The organism is Kitasatospora sp. NPDC054939 (genome assembly GCF_053610105.1).
On record NZ_JBSGXP010000103.1, the window covers coordinates 1 to 12,517 of the forward strand.

General features: G+C 72.5%; 13 protein-coding genes and 3 pseudogenes. 7 read left to right on the top strand and 9 right to left on the bottom strand.

Annotation, left to right across the window (positions count from 1 at the left end; all coding sequences use genetic code 11):
- Window positions 1–70 precede the first annotated feature (70 nt).
- On the bottom strand, window positions 71–499 hold the full coding sequence (locus tag ACWGB8_RS25885; protein ID WP_452215991.1) for a DUF1707 SHOCT-like domain-containing protein: 429 nt from the start codon (window positions 497–499) through the stop codon (window positions 71–73).
- A gap of 57 nt (window positions 500–556) precedes the next feature.
- On the opposite strand from ACWGB8_RS25885, the gene ACWGB8_RS25890 reads away from it, so the two are divergent.
- The gene (locus tag ACWGB8_RS25890) at window positions 557–1,183 is read left to right on the top strand and encodes a TetR/AcrR family transcriptional regulator (RefSeq protein ID WP_452215992.1); all 627 of its coding nucleotides are present in this window, start codon (window positions 557–559) and stop codon (window positions 1,181–1,183) included.
- A gap of 575 nt (window positions 1,184–1,758) precedes the next feature.
- Here ACWGB8_RS25890 and ACWGB8_RS25895 read toward each other — a convergent pair.
- The 5 genes and pseudogenes from ACWGB8_RS25895 to ACWGB8_RS25915 all read right to left on the bottom strand — a co-directional run bounded on the left by ACWGB8_RS25895 (window position 1,759) and on the right by ACWGB8_RS25915 (window position 4,997).
- Window positions 1,759–2,277, bottom strand: a complete 519-nt coding sequence (locus ACWGB8_RS25895; protein ID WP_452215993.1) for a hypothetical protein — start codon at window positions 2,275–2,277, stop codon at window positions 1,759–1,761.
- 144 nt (window positions 2,278–2,421) lie between these two features.
- Window positions 2,422–3,260, bottom strand: a pseudogene (locus tag ACWGB8_RS25900) (helix-turn-helix domain-containing protein).
- Window positions 3,257–3,799 (bottom strand): DUF6879 family protein, encoded by a 543-nt coding sequence (locus ACWGB8_RS25905; RefSeq protein WP_452215994.1) that lies wholly within the window; start codon window positions 3,797–3,799, stop codon window positions 3,257–3,259. Before ACWGB8_RS25905 ends, ACWGB8_RS25900 begins: the two are co-directional and overlap by 4 nt.
- Window positions 3,800–3,801: 2 nt before the next feature.
- Window positions 3,802–4,002 (bottom strand): hypothetical protein, encoded by a 201-nt coding sequence (locus ACWGB8_RS25910; protein WP_452215995.1) that lies wholly within the window; start codon window positions 4,000–4,002, stop codon window positions 3,802–3,804.
- A 137-nt stretch (window positions 4,003–4,139) separates the two neighbouring features.
- Window positions 4,140–4,997, bottom strand: a complete 858-nt coding sequence (locus tag ACWGB8_RS25915; RefSeq protein WP_452215996.1) for an alpha/beta fold hydrolase — start codon at window positions 4,995–4,997, stop codon at window positions 4,140–4,142.
- A gap of 77 nt (window positions 4,998–5,074) precedes the next feature.
- On the opposite strand from ACWGB8_RS25915, the pseudogene ACWGB8_RS25920 reads away from it, so the two are divergent.
- Window positions 5,075–5,395: pseudogene (locus tag ACWGB8_RS25920) on the top strand (AraC family transcriptional regulator); the annotation flags it as partial.
- A 79-nt stretch (window positions 5,396–5,474) separates the two neighbouring features.
- Window positions 5,475–5,876 (top strand): hypothetical protein, encoded by a 402-nt coding sequence (locus tag ACWGB8_RS25925; protein WP_452215997.1) that lies wholly within the window; start codon window positions 5,475–5,477, stop codon window positions 5,874–5,876.
- 31 nt (window positions 5,877–5,907) lie between these two features.
- Here the strand turns inward: ACWGB8_RS25925 and ACWGB8_RS25930 are convergent, their stop codons facing one another.
- Window positions 5,908–6,093: a CPXCG motif-containing cysteine-rich protein gene (locus ACWGB8_RS25930; RefSeq protein WP_452215998.1), complete on the bottom strand. Its 186-nt coding sequence runs from the start codon at window positions 6,091–6,093 to the stop codon at window positions 5,908–5,910.
- A gap of 217 nt (window positions 6,094–6,310) precedes the next feature.
- Here ACWGB8_RS25930 and ACWGB8_RS25935 point away from each other — a divergent pair.
- Window positions 6,311–7,000, top strand: a pseudogene (locus ACWGB8_RS25935) (helix-turn-helix domain-containing protein); the annotation flags it as partial.
- A gap of 332 nt (window positions 7,001–7,332) precedes the next feature.
- Here the strand turns inward: ACWGB8_RS25935 and ACWGB8_RS25940 are convergent.
- On the bottom strand, window positions 7,333–7,944 hold the full coding sequence (locus ACWGB8_RS25940) for a TetR/AcrR family transcriptional regulator (protein WP_452215999.1): 612 nt from the start codon (window positions 7,942–7,944) through the stop codon (window positions 7,333–7,335).
- Between the two features lie 67 nt (window positions 7,945–8,011).
- On the opposite strand from ACWGB8_RS25940, the gene ACWGB8_RS25945 reads away from it, so the two are divergent.
- Both ACWGB8_RS25945 and ACWGB8_RS25950 read left to right on the top strand, forming a co-directional pair.
- The gene (locus ACWGB8_RS25945) at window positions 8,012–9,499 is read left to right on the top strand and encodes a DHA2 family efflux MFS transporter permease subunit (RefSeq protein ID WP_452216000.1); all 1,488 of its coding nucleotides are present in this window, start codon (window positions 8,012–8,014) and stop codon (window positions 9,497–9,499) included.
- Complete coding sequence (locus ACWGB8_RS25950) at window positions 9,496–10,245, top strand: SGNH/GDSL hydrolase family protein (RefSeq protein ID WP_452216001.1); 750 nt, start codon at window positions 9,496–9,498, stop codon at window positions 10,243–10,245. The genes ACWGB8_RS25945 and ACWGB8_RS25950 overlap by 4 nt, the downstream gene beginning before the upstream one ends.
- 136 nt (window positions 10,246–10,381) lie before the next feature.
- Here the strand turns inward: ACWGB8_RS25950 and ACWGB8_RS25955 are convergent, their stop codons facing one another.
- Entirely contained in the window at window positions 10,382–11,371 is a 990-nt protein-coding gene (locus tag ACWGB8_RS25955) for a GlxA family transcriptional regulator (RefSeq protein ID WP_452216002.1), read from the bottom strand.
- Between the two features lie 146 nt (window positions 11,372–11,517).
- Between ACWGB8_RS25955 and ACWGB8_RS25960 the strand changes: the two genes are divergently transcribed.
- Window positions 11,518–12,414 (top strand): NAD-dependent epimerase/dehydratase family protein, encoded by an 897-nt coding sequence (locus ACWGB8_RS25960; protein WP_452216003.1) that lies wholly within the window; start codon window positions 11,518–11,520, stop codon window positions 12,412–12,414.
- Window positions 12,415–12,517 lie beyond the last annotated feature (103 nt).

Genomic DNA, 12,517 nt, shown 5'->3' on the forward strand with positions numbered 1-12,517 from the left:
GGTACGGCGATCGCCGTACCCGGGCCGGGCACCGGGCTCGCTCGCCGTCCGGTGGTTCGGCCGGGTGCGGTCAGTTCCTGCCGTCCTTGCCGCCGGGGCGGGGCCAGATCGCGATGGCGATGAGGACGGCCGCCCACACGCCCAGCGGGGCGGCCGGCCAGTAGTGCGTCAGTTCTCCCTTCTGCAGGCAGCGTGTGCCCCAGACCGCCGACATGATGACCAGTCCGCCGAGCCAGTAGCGCCACTCCGCGAGCCATTCCGCCAGGTCCTTGCGGTCCCGTTCGGCCCGGGTGGGCGTGGGGGCGGGCAGGTCGGCGGTGAGGGCGGCGAGGTCGTCGGCGGTGCGGGCCTGCAGCGCCGCCTGGGAGCGGGCGGTGTGTTCCTGCGCGTCGAGCCGGCCTTCGGCCAGCGCCGCGGCCAGGGCGGCGAGGGCCCGGTCGCGGTCGACGTCCGAGACCCGCACCGCGGGCGTAGAGGGTTTGCTGTGGTCGTCGTTCATCGTCGTTCCCCCTTCGTCGTTTAGAATACGACTGTATCTCAAAGAGGAAGGTGGCCCGTGCCGAAGACCGTCGACCGGCCCGAGCAGCGCCGACAGATCGGCGCCGCACTGCTGCGGCTCGCCGCCGAGCACGGCCTGGACCAGGTCAGCGTGCGCACCGTGGCCGCGGCCAGCGGCCGCTCCGCCGGGGCGGTGCAGAAGTACTTCCGCTCCAAGGAGGAGATGCTGGTCTTCGCCGCCGAACTCGCCGGTGAGCGCATCGAGGAGCGCATGGCGCTCGTGGACACCGCCCTCCCGCTGCGCCGGGCGTTGCGCGAGTTGGTCCTCACCACGCTCCCGCTGGACGAGGAACGCCGCGCCGAGGCCGCCGCGCAGCTCGCCTTCGCCGTGCAGGCGGCCCACCACCCCGGCCTCGCCGCGATCCGGCACCGGGTCGACCACGACGTCCGGCAGGCCCTCGCCGCATGGCTGGAGAGCGCCGGCTGCCCCCGGGCCGCAGCCACCGCCGACGCCGTCATCGCGCTCAGCGACGGGCTCGCGCTGCGGATGCTCTACGCACCCGCCGAACAGGCCTCACTCCTCGACGCCCTCGACCTCGCACTCGACGCGCTGACGCCGGACGTGACGGCGATCCCTGAACACGGGCACCCGGAGTCGACTGTCGGCCAGAGCCGCTCGCAGTAACTCCCCACCTTAGGGAGGAAGTTCCGGGGGACGGCCGGATCCCTGGGGTCACCCGTCGGCGAGAGCGCGGGCGGGTCCGAGGCGGGGCGCAGCCCATCGCGTTGCCGAGGCCGGTGCTTCGGGTGACAACGTCCGCACTCACCTGTCACCGTGACGCCTGGACGCGGCGGCCAGGCCTGCGGAGCATGCTCGTGGCCACTGCCTGCCGTCGCGGGCGTGGCGGACGTCGGGGTGCCTGCCGAGCGGGAGCGGCGGCGCGCGCGAGGCGGTGGCAGCGGCCCCGGCCGAAGTCAGGCTCGGGCGCAGGCGCTGTTCGGCCCCGACGATGTGACCGTCCCCAGTGCCGGGCACGGCCCCCGGAACGTCGGCATCGACGAACCGGCGCGGCTCGCCGACGCCCTCGCGGGTCCGGCGCGGCGCCTGCTTCGGGACGCGTTTGCCGCAGCGAACGCGGGCACCCCACTCGTCGCCGGGCTCCCGTTGGGGGGCTGCCGGGGCGGGCCCGGCGCTCCACGCAGCCGCCTGGTGCCCCACCACGGGCGGCCGGTCGGCCATCCGGTCCACTTCTTGCCCGGTCATCGGACCGTTGCGGCCGGCACGGCGTCCGCGGGCCGGTAGCCGCCGCACCCGGCCAGAGTGACCTGGCGGCTCACCCATGCCTGCGCAGCCTCCTCGCTGCCGAACACGAGGTAGCCGGGGCCCTGTCGGACCAGGTCGCCGGACTCGACGTTCCGCACCCCCCACCCGGCGCCCCGACTCTCCTCCGCAGTCACCTTCTCAGGCCGGTACAAGGCCGCGACCCGCTGCGCCGGCGACTGCCACTGCCCCCGCCACGCCCGGACCCGGACCCGCCGCCCGTCGGTGAGGATCACCTCGACGTCCAGGCGCCCGTGGAAGTCCAGTTGCCACTCCACGGCCTCGGTACGGCCGACGCCGACCAGCAACCGCATCGCCTCGCGGTAGTTCGGCCGCAGCGCCATGTCGCGCAGGTGCTGCCACAGGACGGTGAGCGCCCTCTCGATCGGCTCGGTCACCGGGTCGAGGAACCCGTCGATGGCGACCGTCAGTTCCTGCTCGGCGGCGGTGATGGACACGTACCCTCCTACGGTCAGCGGCAGGACAACGGCAGGGACAACTGCGGGCATCCTGGGACCACTGACCGTACGGGCAGGTTTCTCGTGGACGGGGCCGTGTTTCTCGCTGTTTCTCGCGTTCTGCCGGCCGCTTCCCGGTGCTTCTCAGATTGCGCCGACCGAGCGGCGGGCGCCGCTGAGGACCCGCTGCGCATCGGCCCCGAACACGGCGGCCTGCTCGTACAGCGACCAGGCGCGGAGGTACAGTGCGACGTCGGCCGGGTCGTCGAGGTGCAGTGCCGCGTTGATCGTCTCGACGGTCACATAAGCCTGATCGTGGATCCAGAACCCATGACGGAGGCTCAGCGGGAGCGGTGCGGCGATCGGGATGATTCCGAGGGAGACCGTGTCGACACCGATGAGCCCGGACAGGCGGTCGAGCTGCGCGGCGAGCACGGCGCCGGGCAGATCCTGGCGAGTAGGGCGCCCTCCCAGACCAGGAAGCTCCACCGGCGGCCGGGCTCGTACAGCAGTTCCTGTCGGCGCACGCGCTCCCGTACGGCGGCGTCCGTGTCCCTCGGGGACTGGTGCAGTACGGTGCCGGCGAGCAGGACGTGCCGCGCGTAGTCGGGTGTTTGGAGGATCCCAGGGACGACGACGGGTTCGTAGGCCCGCACGGTCCGGGCACCTCGCTCCTGCGAGCCGGCCTCCAGTTGTACGGCGCTGTGCCCGTTGGCGAGGCGGCGTCGCCACGACCGGTAGTGCGTTTCGAGGGTGTCGAGGTCGTGCTGGAGTGACTCGGCGAGCGCCCGGTGCCCGGTGGCCTGCGCCCATGCGGCGAGGTCGGCCGAGGTGGCCGTCTGCTTCCCGTTCTCAAGTTTGGAGATCTTGGAGTGGGGCCAGTCGAGGGCCGTGGCCAGCTCACGGCCGGTGAGGCCGGCGTCGGCGCGCAGCTGCTGGAGCCGCGCGCCGAGTGCCTCACGGGCACGCTGGAAGTCGCTCACCCGCGGGCCGGCGGCAGGAGGGCTGCGGCTCGGTCCCGCGGCACGGCATGGTGCCAGGCTGCGTCACGGATCTGGCACGCCGCCAGGATCGCATCGGCGTCGTCGATGAACTCCGCTCCTAGGTAGTCGTCGTCCTGGTCGAAGTGCAGCGCCAGCAGGTAGCGGGAGTCGAACAGCCAGAAGTCCCGGTCGGGGATGCTCGTGCCGGTGCGCCGGCGGCTCAGGTACCGGATGTCCTCGCCCGCCTCGACGTTCGCCCACGACACCGCCAGCAGATACGCCTGTCCGTCCGTGATCGGGTCGTCCACGATGCGCACACGTTCGATCCGCTTGCCGGCCGCAACCTGCTGGCGGATATTGCGGCACCAGGGCCGGTCCGGATCGGTCTTCGGGTCCTCGCCGCGGGTCCAGCGCTGGAAGCCGGTGCCCTTCCGGTCGGAGGCGTAGCCACGACGACTCTCCAACCGCCACGCGGTGTGCTCGAACCCCGTCCCGTGGAAGAAGCCGTCGAACTGCTCGTCGGTGATGAACTGAGGCATGGTCAGACCCTCGGGGCAAAGCGCGCGAGCAGGTCACGCGGAACAACGACGAACGTCTCGCCGGGCAGCACGTTCTGAAGCTGGGCGAGGGCCTCGGGATCGGTGAGGCGGTAGCCCTGCACCACGATGTCCCCCTCGTCCGTCTCGTACAGGGTGGGGCATTTCCCGTCCTCGGACGTCGTCCCCAGCATGCGCAGCTGCATCGTGTTCCCTCTCGTCGGTGGGCTCCCAGCATTGCGCCCGCCGCCGGAGCCTGTAGCCCGAATCGTCAGATCCGGTTGCCCGACCACAACAGAGCGCCCCCGCCCGGTGGCGGGGGCGCCTCGTCCTCTCCGTACGCTCAGTCCGTCCCTGCCCTGTGTGCCGCAGCGAAGGCCGGCAGGCGGGTGGCGGTCTGCGGCGGGTCCTCCAGCAGGGGCGAGTGTCCGAGACCGGGCAGCAGCTCGACCCTCGCGCCCGGTACGGCGAGGTAGTCGGCGGCGGACGAGGCCTGCCACCTGCGGTCGTCCTCGCCGAAGGTCACCAGCAGGGGTTTGCCGAGGCTGGCCAGCCGGTCCGGGAGCGCCTGCTGCTCCAGGTAGGACCGGGTGGCCCACATCGTCGCGGTCAGGCTGTGGTGGGTCATCGCGCGCACGTCGTCCAGGAGTTCCTGCGGGATCCGGTAGCCCGGTCGGCTGAAGCCCGTGCTCGCGAACTGCCGGAGCTGCTCGTCGTTCGGCGGCCACTGCGCGGGGTCGATCGCGGAGGATTGCGGTGCGATGTAGGCGTCGAGGCGGGGCCCGGTGTTGATGAGCGCGAGCGCGGTCACCAGGTCGGGCCGCTGTTCGGCGACGGCTGTGGCGGTGGCGCCGCCACTGGAGTGGCCGACGAGCACGGCGCGTTCGACGCCGAGCCGGTCCAGGACCGCGGCCGTCCGGCGTGCCTGGTCCTCGACCGCGTAGCTGCGGTCGGCCGGTTTGGCGGACCGGCCGTGCCCGAGCAGGTCGATCCGGATGACGCGGTGGGATCCGCGGAGCAGCGGAACCATCGCGTTCCACGAACGGGTCGAGGATGCGGATCCGTGGATGAGCAGGAGGGCAGGCGCGGTGCGGGGGCCGTCCTGGCACACGTGGAGGTCGCCGTCGTCCAGCGACAGGGTCGAGCTCTCGGTGGCCCCGGTGCTGCCGGGTACGGACGGTCCGCCGTCGGGAAGTGTCATGGGCCCACTGTTGCCGCCGGCACCCGTCGGCGGATTGGACGAATGTTCCCCGGGTCGGGCCGCATAGCATGGGGCGGGTGCGGACTTTCATGCACGGGGCGGCAGCGTGGGACGTCGCGACCCCGCGGCAGCCGAGCCGGGTGGACGGGGTCGCCATGGCGGGGTTCGGGGTTCGTGACCTGCAGGCGCTTCGGATCGTCCCGCATCCGGCCGTGACCCTGCTCCTGGAGTTCGGCGCCGGCTCGCCCGTCGTCGACGGTGGCTTCGGGCGGCAATGGGGGAGCCTGGTCGCCGGACCGGGGCTCGGTTCCGGCGGCGCGGTGTGGGCACGAGGAGAGCACGTCGAGTGCGTGCAGGTCCGTCTGTCCCCGGTTTGTCGCTGCTTTCTTGGCGTGTCTCGCATTCCTCAACTCCCGTTGATCAGGCGTGGGGTTAGCAGTTGATGAGGGTCGTATGGCGGGCCTACCGTCCCGTCGCGTGTTGGTGCACTTCTTCTCCAGCGAGGGCTGGCAGGCGTGGGGGCTCGATGGCGAGCCGTTGATCCCAGAGCGGATGCCGGTGCTGTTCGATGACGACTTCCTGTTCGAGGACGAGGGCGGTCCGAGGGCGACGCGGGCGGTGAACGCCTGGCTTCGTACGCTGCCGTCGAGCGGGGCACCGTCGCCGAATTCGTGGCGGGCGTACGCGTCCGGCAAACTCGCCCGCACCCACACCGAACTCACCCAGCTCAAGGAGCGCCACCAACTCCTCCTGTCTGTCCTGGCCGCCAAGGACGACGAAGTCCAGTGGCTTCGCCGCCAGCTCAGTACGCCCGTCTCGGTCACCGATCAAAGGCAGGGGGACGACGCCACAGGCGTCGTCCCCCTGCCCCGCCGCTGATGTCACACGATCATGATCAGCAGAGATGTGCTCACTCGTTCTTGGCATACACGTCGAGCATGAAATCGTCGCCGTGGACATAGACCACGAAGCGAGTGGGCTTCGCGCAGAGCTGGCAGTCCTCGATGTACTCCTCATCGCCTTCCGACAGGTCGACCGTCTTCTCGATCTCTTCCGCGCAGTAGGGGCAGTTATAGAGTGCAGTTGCGAGCGCCATTGCAACCTCCGCAGTAGTTGTGCCACTTCGTTGGACAGCTTGCTGTCCCCGATCCCGGATGATCTTAGGATCGAGACCAGCGCAGCGAACAAGAATCACCAACAAACCCACCGCAGACAGTCATGCCGCCTCGCAGCCACGTTGTGAGCGACAGCGAGCACGGACCACACCGAGCCAACCGTCGCCAAGCTGACCACCTGATCGACGGAGGTCATCGGTGACCACCCACACGAGCGAATCGCGCAGCGAGAGCGTGACGCCGCACGACCGCGACACTGGTGGCCCGCAGCGGGATGCCGCTGCCCCCGGTCGCGAGCCTCGGGACCGAGACACTCGACGTAGTGGACACGGTCCTTGCCGCGTTAACCCACTGATCGCACGCGCGGTGCTGGGCGCCGGCCCGGCCGACCTCGCTGGTGTCGCCGTGTCCTTGGGGGACCTGTGGGGCCGGGAGGCGTCCCGGATCCGCGACCGGCTCGGCGAGCTCTCGTCGTGGCAGGAGCGCTTCGCGTGGACGGACGCGCTGCTCGCCGACCGGTACGCGCAGGGGCCGTCGGTGGACCCGGAGGTGGCCTGGGCCTGGCGCCGGATCGTCGGCAGCCGTGGCCTGACCCGGGTCGACGGGCTCGCCGCCGAGGTCGGATGGAGCCGCAAGCGGCTGTGGTCCCGGTTCCGGTCGCAGCTCGGCATTGCGCCCAAGCGCGCCGTGCGGCTGGTCCGCTTCGACCACGCCGCACATCGTCTGGTTGCGGGGGAGGGTGCGGCGAGGGTTGCGGCCGACACCGGCTACGCGGACCAGTCCCACCTGCATCGGGACGTCGTGGCGTTCACCGGGGCGACCCCCGCCACCGTGGCCGGCGAGCCGTTTCTCGCCGTCGACGACATCGCATGGCCCGACCGCGCAGCGACGACCGTGCCCCGCGTCTCCGGAACTGCGGGATCACCCGTCCGCGGGGGATCGCCCGTACGGTGCGCAACCGGTGCCCTGACCCGACCTTGGGCAGGCCATGACCGCACGACACTTCACCGCCGTGGCCTTCGCCGTGGTGGTGCGGTACCTGGTCGCCAGCGCCGGTCCTTCACCCGACCGTCGCGGTGTTCCGGCACGTCGGAGCCGCGCTCGGGGTTCTCGGCCGGAGGACGGAACGGCTGCCGAAGCCGGCGGAACCGCGAGCAGGCGGGGCGGACCGGCCGGGCCGCGCACGTGCGGGCCTGCTCACGAGGCCTGCACGTGCGCGGTCAGGTCGTCGGGGGGATGCCCAGGATCGCGTGCATGCCGCGCAGCGCCCACTTCTCGGTTCCGTCGTCGCCGTGGAGGAGCCGGGCCGGGGTGATGCCGGCGGCCAGGGACTCCAGCCCGTACACGACCTGGGGCGCGTCCGTGCCGGGCGGGAGGTCCCCGGCGGCGACGGCGTCGTCGATGTCGCTGCGGAGGGCGTCCCGCCAGCGGGCACGGCCCTCGGCGATCCGGTCGTGGACGAGGCCGGTGCGGGCGTCGTAGTCGTAGGTGATCTGGGTGAGCAGGCAGCCCCCGGAGTAGCCGGGGTCGGCGGCGTAGCGCACCCAGGAGGCGCAGGTGGCCAGCAGGCGTGGCAGCCCCGGGTCGAGGTGTTGCACCGGTTGCCAGACCCGGGTGCGGAAGTCCGCCATGACCAGGTCCACCGTCTCCAGTTGCAGCTTCTCCTTGCTGCGGAACTGGCCGATCACGCCGGCCTTGCTCATCCCCAGCCGGTCCGCGAGTCGTCCGATGGTGACGCTGTCCAGGCCCTCCATGGAAGCGAGTTCGGCGGCGGCGCGCAGGACCGATCGCCGGGTTTCTAGGGCTGCCTGAGCCGATGCACGTCCTGCCATGCCCGACAGTTTAGCAAACGACCGTACGGCATTGACGAACGAACGATCGTACTCTTAAATCCTCGCCATGACGCCTTCAGCCTCTGCTTCCGCTCCCCCTTCCGCCCCTTCCCCTTCCGCCCCTTCCGCCGTCCCCACCCGCCGTGCCTCCCTCGCCCTGTTACTCGCCTGTGCGGGCACCTTCCTGAGCTTCCTCGACGCCACCGTGACCAACCTGGCGGTGCCGCCGATCGCCGCCGAGTTCGACGCCTCGCTGACCGCCGTCTCGTGGGTCGCCACCGCCTACGTGATCCCCTTCGCCGCCCTGCTCGCCCCGGCCGGACCGCTGGCCGACGCGGTCGGCCGTGCCCGGCTGTTCCTGGTCGGCGTCGCCGTTTTCACCGCGTCCTCGCTGCTGATCGCCCTCGCCCCGGGCCTGCCCGTCCTGCTCGGCGCCCGCGTCCTCCAGGGCCTGGCGGCGGCGCTGCTGGTCCCCGCCTCGCTGGGCCTGGTCCTCGCGGAGATCCCCGCCGAACGCAGGCGCGCCGCGATCGGCGTGTGGAGCGCGGCGGGGGCACTGGCGGCCGCCGCGGGACCGGCCCTCGGCGGCGTCATGGTCGAAGTCCTCGACTGGCGGGCGCTGTTCTGCCTCAACCTGCCGGTGGGCGTCGGGGTGCTGATCGCCGGGCGCCGGCTCGTGACCGGCGAGTCCCGCACCGGCCGGGCGCCCGATCTCGCCGGCGGCCTGCTGCTCGCCCTCTGCGTCGGCTCGGCGGTCTACGGCCTGACGCAGGGTCCCGACCAGGGCTGGTCCTCGGTGTACGTGCTGTCCGCCGCCGGTGTCACCGTGCTCGCGGGCGCGGCGACCGTGCTGCGGGCGCTGCGGCACCCGCGGCCGGCGCTGCGGCTCGACCTCTTCCGCAGCCGGACGTTCGCCGTCGCGAGCGGCGTCTCCCTCGCGTACGGCGCCGCTCTGTTCACCACGATGCTGCTCGGCGTGCTCTTCCTGACCGGCGCCTGGGACTACTCCGCCCTGAAGGCGGGATTCGCGATGAGCCCGGCGGGGCTCGTCACCGCCGTGGTCGGCATCGGCATCGGCCGGCTCCGCGTCGCCCTCGCCCCGCGCACGCTGGTGGCGGCGGGCTCTGCCCTGATCGCCGTCTCGACGGCCCTCCTGGCCCTGCTGATCGACACCGAACCGCACTTCTGGACGCTCTGGCTGCCGACCGGAGTGGTGATGGGAGTCGGCGTCGGCATGGCCACCGTCGGCATCTCCAGCGCCGCCGCCTTCTCCGTCGCTCCCCAGCACTTCGCCGCCGGGACGGGCATGGTCATGGCGGCCCGCCAGGTCGGCGGCGGCCTCGGCATCGCCGCCACGGCCGTGATCATCGCGGAGGTCTCGGGCACCGGCGCGCAGCCGTACGCCGCCGTGTACTGGCTCGCCACCGCCGTCACCCTGGCGGCGGCCGTCGGCGGCCTCGCCCTGCGCACCACCACCCCGCCCCTGCCGCAGGCCGCGACCTCGGCCGACCCGGCGCCGGCCGCCGCCCGCACCCTCGAGGGAGACCAGCGATGACCTCCCAGCCGGACCGGACCCCCGTCCGGGATCTGCCCGCGGACCTTTCCCCAGACCTTTCCGCCGACCTCTCCGCCGAGTTGTCCGACCCGTACTGCATCGCCCCGGACAGCGCCGCCGAACTGCTCCGCGATCTCCCGTGGAACCGGCTCGCCGTGTTGGGCGACAGCGTCACCGCCGGCGTGATGGACCCCCTCCCGGGCTACCGCGACCGGTCCTTCGCCGACCGTTTCAGCGACGCCCTCGCCGCCACCCGACCCGGCTTCGCCGCGGTCAACCTGGCCGAGCCCCATCTGCTTCTCGGCGCGATCCGGGACCAGCAGCTCGCTCCTGCGCTGGAGTTCGAGCCGGACGTGGTGATGGTCAGCGCAGGCGGCAACGACGCCTTCCGCAGCTTCGACCCGGAGACGCTACGGGCCGACCTGGCCTCGCTCCTGACGCCCCTCGCCGGGAGCGGCGCCCTCGTCATCACCATCGGGCTGTTCGACCTCGCCCGTTCCGGCCTCGTCCCGCCGGAACACGCCGGTGCCGCGGCCCGCCGCTTCGACGCACTCGACCGGATCACCGCCGGCCTGACGCACTCGCTCGGCGGCGTCCACATCGACACCCACCACCACCCCCTCGCCGCCGACCCGGCCATCTACGCCGCCGACCGCGTCCACGCCAACGCCCGAGGCCACGCGGTGGCCTTCGCCGCCATCGCGACCACCCTGTCGGACCACGCCCGGAACCGGACGACAGGCTGAACCCCCTTCCATCCTCGGCCCAGTCGTCGGACGGAGCCTGCGGGCATGGTCGCCGGCGATGTCTCCCGCCGGGGGACGCCGGAGCGGTACGGGCACGGCGCCACCGAGCGGAACCCCCACGAGTCGGCCACCCGGGTCAGGTGCGGTCGTCGGCCGGTCTGCGCGTTCGGTCGGTCTGTGCGTTCGGGTGGTGCGTGAAGGCGCTTCGGTAGGCGGCCGGGGTCATGCCGATCCGGCGGTTCAGGTGCTGGCGGAGCGACTCGCCGGAACCGAGGCCGCTGCGGTGGGCCACCTGGTCGACGGTGAGATCGGTGGTCTCCAGCAGCTCGCGGGCCCGCAACAGCCTCTGCTGGAGCAGCCATTGGAAGGGGGTCGCGCCGGTTTCGGTGCTGAAGCGGCGGGTCAGGGTCCGGACGCTGACCCTGGCCCGCCCGGCCAGGTCGTGCAGGGATATCGGCCGGTCCAGGTGTTGCAGTGCCCAGATGCGGGCCGCATCCAACGGGGAGTCGGTCCTGGCCGGCAGCGGGGTCTGCACGAACTGCGCCTGCCCGCCGTGGCGGACGGGGGTGACGACCGCGGCGCGGGCCGCGGCGTTGGCCACGGCCGCGCCGTAGTCGGCGCCGATCAGGTGCAGGCACAGGTCGATCCCGGCGGCCGAGCCCGCACCGGTGACGATCGGTCCGTCCTCGGCGAACAGCCGGTCGGCGTCCACGCGCACCGCGGGGAAGGCGCGCTGCAGTTCCTCGGCCAGGGCCCAGTGGGTGGTGGCGACACGGCCGTCGAGGAGCCCGGCCTGGGCGAGGACGAAGGCCCCGCTGCAGATCGAGGCGATGCGCTTGCCTGCCGCAGCCGCCTGCCGCAGGGCGTCCAGTGCGGCCGGCCCGGCGTCGTGCCGGCCGGCGGTCGAGGGGACGATCACCGTGTCCGCCGCGGCGACCGCCCGGAGGTCGTGCCGGATCACCACGTCGATGCCACCGGAGGCGGCGACCGTGCCGGGCACGGCCGTGCACACCGTCACCTCGTAGCAGGGGTGTCCGTCGAGTTCGGCGGCGCCGAGCAGTGTCGACGGCATGGACAGGTCGAAGGGTTTGACCGCGGGGACGGCCAGGACGGCGACACGGTGCATGGCTGGATCCTTGGAGGTCGTGGCTTTCTGGCCACTAACCTACTCGGCATCCGCGCGGCACAGTTGGTCGTGCGGAAGGGCCCTCCGCGAACCACGTTCCCCCCTCGGGGGAGCGTTCCACTGTGACGGTGAACGGAGACACGATCATGGGTGCATCAGTCGTCATCGGGGCGGGCGCGACCGGGGCCGCGACCGCAAGGCAACTGGCCGACCGCGGCCGGAAGGTCCGCCTCATCACCCGCAGCGGCAGCGGACCCGACCACCCCGGCATCGAACGGATCGCCCTGGACGCGGGCCGCACCGACGAACTGGCCGAGGCGCTGGCCGGAGCGACCACGGTCGTCAACGCCGCCATGACCGCCTATCAGACCTGGCCGGAGACCATGCCGCCGCTGTTCACCTCGATCCTCGCCGCGACCGAGCGGGCCGGGGCCGACTACGTGATGCTCGGCAACCACTACGGCTACCAGCGGACCACCGGGCCGGTCACCGAACGCACCCCGATGGCCCCGCACACCCGCAAGGGCCGGGTGAGGGCCGAGCTGTGGCGGCAGGCCAAGGACGCCCACGACGAAGGGCGGCTGCGGGTCACCGAGGTGCGAGCCGGCCAGTACCTGGGACCGGGCGCGGTCTCGGCGTTCACGCTGCTGGTCGCGCCCCGGGTCCGCGAGGGTGAACTGGCCCTCGTCCACGGCAATCCCGACGCGGCGCACTCGTTCTCGTACACCGAGGACGTCGCGGCGGCGCTGGCGGTGGTCAGCGGCGACGAGCGGGCCTGGGGACGCGCCTGGCACGCCCCGGTCATCACCACGACCCTGCGCCGGGCGGCGACCGACCTCGCCGAACTCCACGGAGCACCCGAACCGCGGTTGGAGCCGCTCACCGAACGGGACATCGCGCTGCTGTCCTTCACCGATCCGCTGTGGCGGGAGTTCGCCGAGATGAGCTACATGTCCGAGCGCCCGTTCCTCGTGGACGACAGCGACATCCGCGACACCTTCGGCCTCACGCCTTCGACGCTCCGCGAAGCGCTGGCGGCCTGATGCCGTGGTGGGGGGGGCGGGGGGGCCCGCCCCCCCCCCCCCCCGGGGGCCCCCCCCGGGGGCGCCGCGGGGGGGGGGCCCCGGTGGGGGGGGGGCGGGCCCC

Excerpts from the sequence above, each read along its gene's own strand:
- ACWGB8_RS25885 (WP_452215991.1), bottom strand. The coding sequence starts at position 499 with ATGAACGACGACCACAGCAAACCCTCTACGCCCGCGGTGCGGGTCTCG.
- ACWGB8_RS25905 (WP_452215994.1), bottom strand. The coding sequence starts at position 3,799 with ATGCCTCAGTTCATCACCGACGAGCAGTTCGACGGCTTCTTCCACGGG.
- ACWGB8_RS25910 (WP_452215995.1), bottom strand. The coding sequence starts at position 4,002 with ATGCAGCTGCGCATGCTGGGGACGACGTCCGAGGACGGGAAATGCCCC.
- ACWGB8_RS25915 (WP_452215996.1), bottom strand. The coding sequence starts at position 4,997 with ATGACACTTCCCGACGGCGGACCGTCCGTACCCGGCAGCACCGGGGCC.
- ACWGB8_RS25930 (WP_452215998.1), bottom strand. The coding sequence starts at position 6,093 with ATGGCGCTCGCAACTGCACTCTATAACTGCCCCTACTGCGCGGAAGAG.
- ACWGB8_RS25940 (WP_452215999.1), bottom strand. The coding sequence starts at position 7,944 with ATGGCAGGACGTGCATCGGCTCAGGCAGCCCTAGAAACCCGGCGATCG.
- ACWGB8_RS25945 (WP_452216000.1), top strand. The coding sequence starts at position 8,012 with ATGACGCCTTCAGCCTCTGCTTCCGCTCCCCCTTCCGCCCCTTCCCCT.
- ACWGB8_RS25950 (WP_452216001.1), top strand. The coding sequence starts at position 9,496 with ATGACCTCCCAGCCGGACCGGACCCCCGTCCGGGATCTGCCCGCGGAC.
- ACWGB8_RS25955 (WP_452216002.1), bottom strand. The coding sequence starts at position 11,371 with ATGCACCGTGTCGCCGTCCTGGCCGTCCCCGCGGTCAAACCCTTCGAC.
- ACWGB8_RS25960 (WP_452216003.1), top strand. The coding sequence starts at position 11,518 with ATGGGTGCATCAGTCGTCATCGGGGCGGGCGCGACCGGGGCCGCGACC.